General features: G+C 61.3%; 5 protein-coding genes and 1 tRNA gene. 4 read left to right on the top strand and 2 right to left on the bottom strand.

The genetic code is table 11. The annotated features are described in order from the left end of the window. Positions 1-50: 50 nt before the first annotated feature. Both PQR67_RS37215 and PQR67_RS37210 read right to left on the bottom strand, forming a co-directional pair. Positions 51-1,559: a hypothetical protein gene (locus tag PQR67_RS37215; RefSeq protein ID WP_408467780.1), complete on the bottom strand. Its 1,509-nt coding sequence runs from the start codon at positions 1,557-1,559 to the stop codon at positions 51-53. Positions 1,560-2,030: 471 nt separating this feature from the next. After that, the gene (locus PQR67_RS37210; RefSeq protein WP_408467779.1) at positions 2,031-3,065 is read right to left on the bottom strand and encodes a DUF1521 domain-containing protein; all 1,035 of its coding nucleotides are present in this window, start codon (positions 3,063-3,065) and stop codon (positions 2,031-2,033) included. A 689-nt stretch (positions 3,066-3,754) separates the two neighbouring features. Between PQR67_RS37210 and acs the strand changes: the two genes are divergently transcribed. From acs to PQR67_RS37190, 4 genes are all read left to right on the top strand, one after another. Next, positions 3,755-5,737, top strand: coding sequence for an acetate--CoA ligase (gene acs, locus PQR67_RS37205; protein WP_408467778.1), 1,983 nt, complete (start codon positions 3,755-3,757; stop codon positions 5,735-5,737). A 180-nt stretch (positions 5,738-5,917) separates the two neighbouring features. Then, positions 5,918-6,313 (top strand): DUF4212 domain-containing protein, encoded by a 396-nt coding sequence (locus tag PQR67_RS37200; protein ID WP_408467777.1) that lies wholly within the window; start codon positions 5,918-5,920, stop codon positions 6,311-6,313. Between the two features lie 4 nt (positions 6,314-6,317). Further along, the gene (locus tag PQR67_RS37195; RefSeq protein ID WP_408467776.1) at positions 6,318-8,336 is read left to right on the top strand and encodes a sodium:solute symporter family protein; all 2,019 of its coding nucleotides are present in this window, start codon (positions 6,318-6,320) and stop codon (positions 8,334-8,336) included. 60 nt (positions 8,337-8,396) lie between these two features. Beyond that, a tRNA-Ser gene (locus PQR67_RS37190) sits at positions 8,397-8,487 on the top strand. Positions 8,488-8,614 lie beyond the last annotated feature (127 nt).

Genomic DNA, 8,614 nt, shown 5'->3' with positions numbered 1-8,614 from the left:
GGGGGGGGGGGCGCCCCCCCCCCCCCCCCCCCCCCTACGCTCAATACCGGTTAGGCATGGGGGTCATTTTGAACGTACATGTGCATCGCTTGGCGCAGGTCTTTCGTTTGATTGCGACCGAAATGATAGTTCTCCAGATCGAACTGCGCATGGTAAGTCGGTGCCGCAATGCTGTTCACGACCATGCCGAGCGCTGCGGCGGAGCGGTCTCTCATCGATAAGTTGGGGTCCGCGACATCGCGGGCGAAGGTCCAGACTTCACGTGCCGAAGCAGCTGCGTGAGCCATTTCCCCGGAATCCACCTTGCGCAAATTGCCGACGATCGTCTCCGCGGACTGGTCCGACAGCTTGACACCGATGCGCTGCAGCATGTTGTTCACGGTATTGACGGAACTGGGATACGAGCCCGGCTGATTGCCGGTTGGCGATTTCTGCGTCTCGCCGTTGAGCCAGTCACGGTTGGACTGTTTGCTCCCGCCGGCCTCTGTATCACCGGGGTTCCCGCCTTTGAGGCCGACGTCGTTGTGGACTTGCCAGTTGCCCTGCTCGTCGAGTCGGACAGGATACTGAGGCTTCGACGCGTCGTTGGGGCTATAAGTGCGCCATGTGCCATTGTCCTTGTCGTAGCGGACTGCCCAGTCCTTGCCGTCTGCCTGGATATAAGACTGGCCTTTCTCGTCCCTCAAAACGCCGGGGCTGTTCCGGTCCGCCTCAATGTTGCCTTTCGGCTCGATGGCGTATTGCTCGGGCACGTCGAAGTGTTCGCCGCTGGCAGACCCGGTATTCGTGCGCGGTTCGCCTTCTTTGGGCGTATTGGCCTGCGGGTCAGTTGTCTTCGGTTGAGCTGATGTACCGGATACACCGGATTCGCCGGGCGCACCCTTACTAGCCTCGGACGGAGTCTTCGACGGTGCGGGCTGCTCGTTTGGCTTCTCCGTCGGAGGCGCGTCGAATGCGTGAGTCCCGGGAGCCTTGCCGGTCGGTCGGGGCATTGTGGATTCGCTCGCGTCTGGCTGAACGTTCGGAGCCTCCGGGGTCACCGGGCTGCCGTCCGGATTTTTCTGGCCGGCGAGAACGCGAGTGATAGTTATTGCACTGCCGGTAATGGGCGCCTTCTCAAGTACCTCATCGACCTTCTTGCCGGTTTCCTCGCCGCTATGTGTGCCGTTGTGTTTGGCCATATCCGAGATCTTGCCAATGGTTTGTCCCGGATGCGTGGCGCCGTCCGTGACGCCGCGCCAAAAGACAGTCGACGGCGTATCGCCGCCTTTATTTTCGGGAGGTGGGTTCGGCGCCGGAAAATAGCCGACGTACTGGTGTTCGCCGTTAGGGCCCAACGTCCATACGGTTCCGACATTGAGGCCGGACGGCGGCGGACCGCTCTGAACCTTGTCGGGCCATGCGCTACCCGAGTTGACCTGTTGCGTGTCGCCGCTACCTGATGTGTCGTGCATCGTAGGTTGTGCCGGTGCAGCGGCATTCGGGATCTCTTGAACATGGCCTTGTTCCACGATAGGAACCGTAGCGTTCTGTTGACTGTTGGATGAATCGACTTGCATTTTGCGTACCTTGCTGAAGTTAGAGATCGAAATCGGCTTTGCCGAACACATCTCCAGAGGAGAGGTGCGAGTCCATTTGAACGGTGGGGCTCGTTTGCAAGGTCGTATTTATCTCTACGTATTCTTTCTGTTTGTAACAGAGGCAGCTCGCATCGTAGAGTTTCTATCTTGCAATCAATAAGGATGGCAAATGAATAGAAGAAATTCTCGAGGCGCACAACGGCAGTGATCGCTGCGTTGGGATCCGCCGCCGTACTTGAACGCTCGCTTGACGATTTTCGCTGCGATCACGACTGGAGGGGCAAGCTTTGCGCCTGCATGGGAGTGCTCGCGGTTGGTCCACAGGAAAGGCGGACGGGGGATGGGGGCATTTGTGAGGGCGGTTGGATGCCGCATTCGATCGGCGATCGTATGTGCGGCATCCGCTGGGGGCAATGACTGATGCAGTTGCCCCCTCATCGTGCGGTTTGCTTACGTGTTGGCCTTCTGGATGTTGTCAGCCGTCGGCTCCTTGCCGGTGACCGGATCGATCCAGCCGCTGCCGTTGCGGGCGGCGAGGACGGTGTAGCCGTCCGGTGTGGCGGCGTCGAGTGCGCGACCGTTGTTGCTCTTCTGTATGTTGAGGCCGGACTTGTTCTGTTCGCTCAGCCCGGTGACCTGGTAGGCCTGATTACCGTGGGTGATCGTCACCTGATCCGCAAACGAGACATTCTTGTTGTTCGCGGCCGTCTGGGTGCCGACGGTAACCTTGGTGTCGTCTGGCAGCATGAACGTCATCGGGCCGTTGAACATCGCACTCGACGAGTTGGCAGCGTTGGCGTGTTGGGTAAGATGCGGATCACCCCAGATCTTCGTGGCATCGCCGGATTTTGTATTGGTCATGACCATCGACGAATCGGCTTTGTTGAAGTCGAGCGTGTAGTTGCCCAGATTGATACTCGCCTTGTCGTTGCATACCGCGGTGTTGCTCCACTGCGCCTGGTTGCCCTTGCCGCAGTCGTTGCGCGATGGCGCCTGGTTGCTCTTGCCGGAGTCTTTGCCGCCGCAGTCGTTGCGCGACGGCGTCTGGTTGCTCTTGCCGGAGTCCTTTCCGCCGCAGTCGTTGCGCGACGGCGACGACGGCGCGCGGTTGTCGGCGCGCGAGTTGTCATTGCAGCGGTTGCCGCCTGCTGTGGTGCTGTTGCTGCCCGTTGGGCTGCTGGTGCCGCCGCGACCATCATTGCGTCCAGAATTTGTCGGTTGCTGATTCGCGGGCTGACCGCGATTGCTGACGCTCCCCTGTGCGATAAATGTGTTGGTTTGACCATTCGCCGTGGTGGTTTGACTGAAGACAGAGAACGAGGCCTTGGAGAACCCGCTCAGCATATTGGACATCTGGCTGGCCGTTCCTGCGCCGCGCGAGAGCTGTGACTGCGCGCCGCCGCCGAACAGGGTATTCGCATTGCCCTGCAGCGAGAGATAAGGATTGCTGATTTGTGGAAGGTTGAATTGGGTTGCAGCTTGCATGTCGATATTCCTGAATTAAGAAAGACGGCCTGGGCATTACAGCCGGAACCGCGCGGCCGACGGCATGAGGTGGGTCCCGCGTATGAATAGTAGGGGCGGAGTGGCAGCGAAAGGCCATACTTATGTATAGAGCTGCACACCGTCCAGCGCGTTGGTTGGTTTTCGCATGCGACGGCCGCCTCTTCGCGGGGGGCACTCGCCGTGATCGAATTGATGTCACGCCATGGACGGTCCTGGCGGGTTGGGGTCGCCATGCGTAGGCGACGGTGGCTGGTGGGGGCATGCGATGGTGCGCCTGAAGCGGTACCGGACCCGTGGATGACCGCCATGTGTGATGGGTGAATAGGGAAACACCCCAGGTACAACCCTGGGTATCGATGCTGCATGACCGCGCACCATTGCAGGTCATGGCTGGGTGAAGTTCATGACAGGGTGCGAGCGCTTCAGCTAACATGGCAAACCTGCGAACGCGAGGCAATACCGGGGTGGAGCTGCCTGTGTAAGTGACGGGTAAGTTCCCGCCGGTATCGTGGCTGTAAGCTGGCAATGGGTTGCGCAGACGAAACGGCGCGCGCCATGTTGCTCGTGGATCAGGAGACACGCGCCGGATCATTGCGCGCGGCATGACATGGCGCACCCCGGGTGCGCCGGCACAGGTTTTACGTTTCATCTTCACCAAGGGGTTGTCGATGTCTGCGATTGAATCGGTTCTTCAGGAACGCCGTGTTTTCCCGCCCTCCGCTGAAGCAGCGGCTGGTGCGACGATCTCCGGCATGGACGCGTACCGGGCGCTGGCCGCCGAAGCGGAGCGCGATTACGAGGGTTTCTGGGGGCGCCTCGCTCGCGAGACGCTCAGTTGGAACAAGCCCTTCAGCAAGGTGCTCGACGAGTCGAAGGCGCCTTTCTACACCTGGTTCGAAGACGGCCAGCTGAACGCGTCGTATAACAGCATCGACCGTCATGTCGAAGCCGGTAATGGCGAGCGCGTCGCGATCATCTTCGAGGCCGACGACGGCACCGTCACGAACGTTACCTATAACGATCTGCTGCAACGCGTATCGCGCTTTGCGAACGCGCTGAAAAAACGCGGCGTGAAGAAGGGCGATCGCGTCGTGATTTATATGCCGATGTCGATCGAAGGCATCGTCGCGATGCAGGCGTGCGCGCGCATCGGAGCCACGCATTCGGTGGTGTTCGGCGGCTTCTCGTCGAAGTCGCTCAATGAGCGCCTGGTGGATGTGGGCGCCGTGGCGCTGGTGACGTCGGACGAACAGATGCGCGGCGGCAAAGCCCTGCCGCTGAAGAACATCGCCGACGAAGCCATCGCCATGGGCGGTTGCGACGCCGTGAAGAGCGTGATCGTCTACAAGCGCACCGGCGGCAAGATCGCATGGCACGACAGCCGCGATCTGTGGATGCACGAACTCACGCAGTCCGAATCGGATCAATGCGCGCCTGAGTGGGTCGGCGCCGAGCATCCGCTGTTCATCCTGTACACGTCGGGTTCGACCGGCAAGCCGAAGGGCGTGCAGCACAGCACCGGCGGCTATCTGCTGTGGGCCGCGCAGACCATGAAGTGGACCTTCGACTGGAAGCCCACGGATGTGTTCTGGTGTACCGCCGACATCGGCTGGATCACCGGCCACAGTTACATCACGTATGGCCCGTTGACGCTCGGCGGCACCCAGGTCGTGTTCGAAGGCGTGCCGACCTACCCGAATGCCGGCCGCTTCTGGGACATGATCGCCAAGCACAAGGTCACGTTGTTCTACACCGCGCCGACCGCAATCCGCTCGCTGATCAAATACGCCGAAGCGGACGAGAAAGTACATCCCAAGAGCTACGACCTGTCGACGCTGCGCATCATCGGCACGGTCGGCGAACCGATCAATCCGGAAGCGTGGGTGTGGTATTACCAGAACGTCGGCGGTGGACGGTGCCCGATCGTCGATACGTGGTGGCAGACCGAGACCGGCGGCCACATGATCACGCCGCTGCCGGGCGCGACACCTTTGGTGCCGGGTTCGTGCACGCTCCCGCTGCCAGGCATCATGGCCGCTGTGGTCGATGAAACCGGCCAGGACGTGCCGAACGGGCAGGGTGGCATTCTGGTGGTGAAGCGTCCGTGGCCGGCGATGCTGCGCAACGTGTGGGGTGATCCGGATCGCTACAAGAAAAGCTACTTCCCCGAAGAACTCGGCGGCACGCTGTATCTCGCCGGCGATGGCGCGGTGCGCGACAAGGACTCCGGCTACTTCACGATCATGGGCCGCATCGACGACGTGCTCAATGTGTCGGGCCACCGCCTCGGCACGATGGAGATCGAGTCGGCACTGGTGTCGAACCCGCTCGTGGCAGAGGCCGCCGTGGTTGGCCGTCCCGACGATACGACAGGCGAAGCCGTGTGCGCGTTCGTGGTGCTCAAGCGCACGCGTCCGGAAGGCGAGGAAGCGGTGAAGCTCGCCAACGAACTGCGTGCCTGGGTCGGCAAGGAGATTGGTCCGATCGCCAAGCCGAAGGACATCCGCTTCGGCGAGAATCTGCCGAAGACGCGTTCGGGCAAAATCATGCGCCGCCTGTTGCGCTCGCTCGCGAAGGGTGAGGCCATCACCCAGGACGTGTCGACCCTGGAGAACCCGGCGATTCTCGATCAGCTCGGCGAGTCGCTCTGAGCCTGGGTTTGCGTGGGTTTGCCTGGGTCTGTGGCAAGGGCATGTCGAATGAGGTGCCCTTGATACGACCCATGTGTCGACTCATGTATCGACACCTCGCACCAGCCTGTTGAAGCCACTGCGAGCCACCGCGCGGACAATCCCGATTGCCTGCCCGGTGGCTTTTTGGTACATAGGCGCATGGCCGCGCCGCACCACACCTCCCACGCTACGCTCAATCCCGTGCCCGAACCCCCTGCGGTCTCGGTTGCGATGGCGCGCGCGCATCAGCGGTACTGGCGCTTCAATCTCACGTTGATCGCGGCGTTGATGACGGTGGGCTTCGTGGTGTCGTTCGTTTTGCCGCTGGTGGCGCCGGCGTTGGAGCAGGTGCGCTTCATCGGTTTCAGGTTGCCGTTCTACTTCGGTGCGCAAGGGGCGATTCTGATTTACGTCGCGTTGATCGTCGTTTATATCGTGCTGATGCAGCGTGCCGACCGCCGTCTGCAGCGTGCTTTCGATGCGGATACCCAGGCGGGTTCCAGTGCCGGCGGTGCCGGTGCCGATTCTCGCGCCCCCACCGCGCCCGGAAGCTGAGCCGATGAAGCTCACGAACCGGCTGATTCGCTCATACGCGCTCTATACGCTCGGTTTCCTGCTTTTCATCTACGTGATGTGGCTTATCGAGCGAGCCACCGGCCCGGGTGTGTGGATCGGTTATGTGTTCCTGTTCGTGCCGATCGCCGTGTATGCGGTGATCGGCTTGCTGTCGCGCACGTCCGACCTCGTCGAGTACTACGTCGCCGGGCGGCGCGTGCCGTCCTTCTTCAACGGCATGGCGACCGCGGCCGACTGGTTGTCCGCAGCGTCGTTCATCGGCCTCGCGGGGTCGATCTATGCGACCGGATATGACGGTCTCGCGTACCTGATGGGTTGGACAGGTGGCTATTGTCTGGTCGCATTTCTGCTCGCACCGTATGTGCGCAAGCTCGCGCGCTACACGATTCCCGACTTTCTCGGCACGCGCTTTTCGAGCAACGCGGTGCGTGGGCTCGCTGCACTGGCGGCGATCCTGTGCTCGTTCGTTTATCTCGTCGCGCAGATTCAGGGCGTCGGCCTGATTGCGACGCGTTTTATCGGCGTGGATTTCGCGATCGGCATTTTCTGCGGGCTGGCGGGGATTCTCGTGTGCTCGTTTCTGGGCGGCATGCGTGCCGTGACGTGGACCCAGGTCGCGCAATACATCATCCTGATTGCGGCGATTCTGATTCCCGTGTCGATGATTGCGCATAAGGACGGCCTCGGCTGGGTGCCGCAATTCAACTACGGGCGCTTGATGGAGCGCGTCGAAGGACTCGAGAAGCAGGTGCGCGAAGCACCGCTCGAACAGACCGTACGCGACGACTATCGGCGGCGCGCCGAGTTGATGCAGATGCGGCTCGATACGCTGCCGCAATCGTTCGTTGACGAGAAGCTGCGCCTCACGCAGGAAGTCGCGGACTTGCGCCGCCACAACGGTCCGCTACGCGAGATCAAGGAGCGCGAGAGGGCGCTCGAACAGTTTCCACGCGACGCCGCCGCCGCGCAGATCGTCTGGACCCAACGCCGTGACGAGATGCTGATGCGCGCGGCGGCGCCGGTACCGATGCACGAAGCATTTCCCGTGACGAGCGAAGAAGACCGGCGCACCCACGAGCGCAATTTCCTGTCGCTGCTGCTGTGCCTGTCGCTTGGCACGGCGAGCCTGCCGCACATCCTGACGCGCTACAACACGACGACCTCGGTGGCCTCCGCGCGACGCTCGGTCGGCTGGACGTTGTTCTTCGTCGCGCTGTTCTATTTGACGGTGCCCGTGCTGGCCGTGCTGATCAAGTACGAGATGTTGACCAACCTGGTCGGCCATCACTTTGCCGATTTGCCGCAGTGGCTTACGCAATGGCGCAAGGTCGAGCCGAGTCTGATCAGCCTCGCCGATACGAATGGCGACGGCATTGTGCGGTGGAGTGAGATCCAGATGCAGCCGGATATGGTGGTGCTCGCCGCGCCGGAAATCGCCGGGCTGCCGTACGTGATGTCGGGGTTGATCGCGGCCGGTGCGCTGGCCGCGGCGCTTTCGACTGCGGACGGTTTGCTGCTGACGATTGCCAATGCGTTATCGCACGACGTCTACTATCACATGGTCGATCCGACGGCATCGAGCCAGCGGCGTGTGACGATTTCGAAGATATTGTTGCTCGGGGTCGCGCTTTTCGCGTCGTATGTGGCTTCGCTGAATACGGGGAATATCCTGTTTCTGGTGGGGGCGGCATTTTCGCTGGCGGCGTCGAGTCTGTTCCCGGTGCTGGTGCTGGGTGTGTTCTGGAAGCGCACCACGCGGCTTGGCGCGGTCGCGGGCATGGTGGCGGGGCTGGTGGTGTGCATCTACTACATCGTCTCGACGTATCCGTTCTTCACGCAGATGACGGGCTTCGCGGGTGCGCGATGGTTCGCGATCGAGCCGATCAGCTCGGGCGTGTTCGGCGTACCGGCGGGGTTTCTGGTGACGATCGCAGTGAGTCTGATCGACCGGAAACCGGACGCTTATACGAGGGCGTTGGTGGACTATATCCGGCATCCTTGAGCGTGTTTGCGCATGGGTGTGGCACAGGGCGCGAAGTTTGCTATAATTCGGCTCCCCGCCGGAGAGATGGATGAGCGGTTTAAGTCGCACGCCTGGAAAGCGTGTATAGGTTAATAGCCTATCCGGGGTTCGAATCCCCGTCTCTCCGCCAGAATGGAATGCATAAGCCGTTGAATCTATTAAGATTCAACGGCTTTTTGTTTTTCGGTCCGTAAATCGCAACCTTAGCGGCGCCCATCCGTTGTTCTGGGAAACACGGAATATATCTACTCGATTGC

The sequence above is a fragment of the Paraburkholderia fungorum genome (genome assembly GCF_046026025.1).
Classification (GTDB): Bacteria; Pseudomonadota; Gammaproteobacteria; order Burkholderiales; family Burkholderiaceae; genus Paraburkholderia; species Paraburkholderia fungorum_E.
Note: the sequence above shows the minus strand (reverse complement) of the source record. Positions and strands in the feature narration are given on the sequence as shown.

Coding starts and splice junctions, on each gene's coding strand:
- PQR67_RS37200 (WP_408467777.1), top strand. CDS start 5,918: ATGGCCGCGCCGCACCACACCTCCCACGCTACGCTCAATCCCGTGCCC.
- PQR67_RS37195 (WP_408467776.1), top strand. CDS start 6,318: ATGAAGCTCACGAACCGGCTGATTCGCTCATACGCGCTCTATACGCTC.
- acs (WP_408467778.1), top strand. CDS start 3,755: ATGTCTGCGATTGAATCGGTTCTTCAGGAACGCCGTGTTTTCCCGCCC.
- PQR67_RS37210 (WP_408467779.1), bottom strand. CDS start 3,065: ATGCAAGCTGCAACCCAATTCAACCTTCCACAAATCAGCAATCCTTAT.
- PQR67_RS37215 (WP_408467780.1), bottom strand. CDS start 1,559: ATGCAAGTCGATTCATCCAACAGTCAACAGAACGCTACGGTTCCTATC.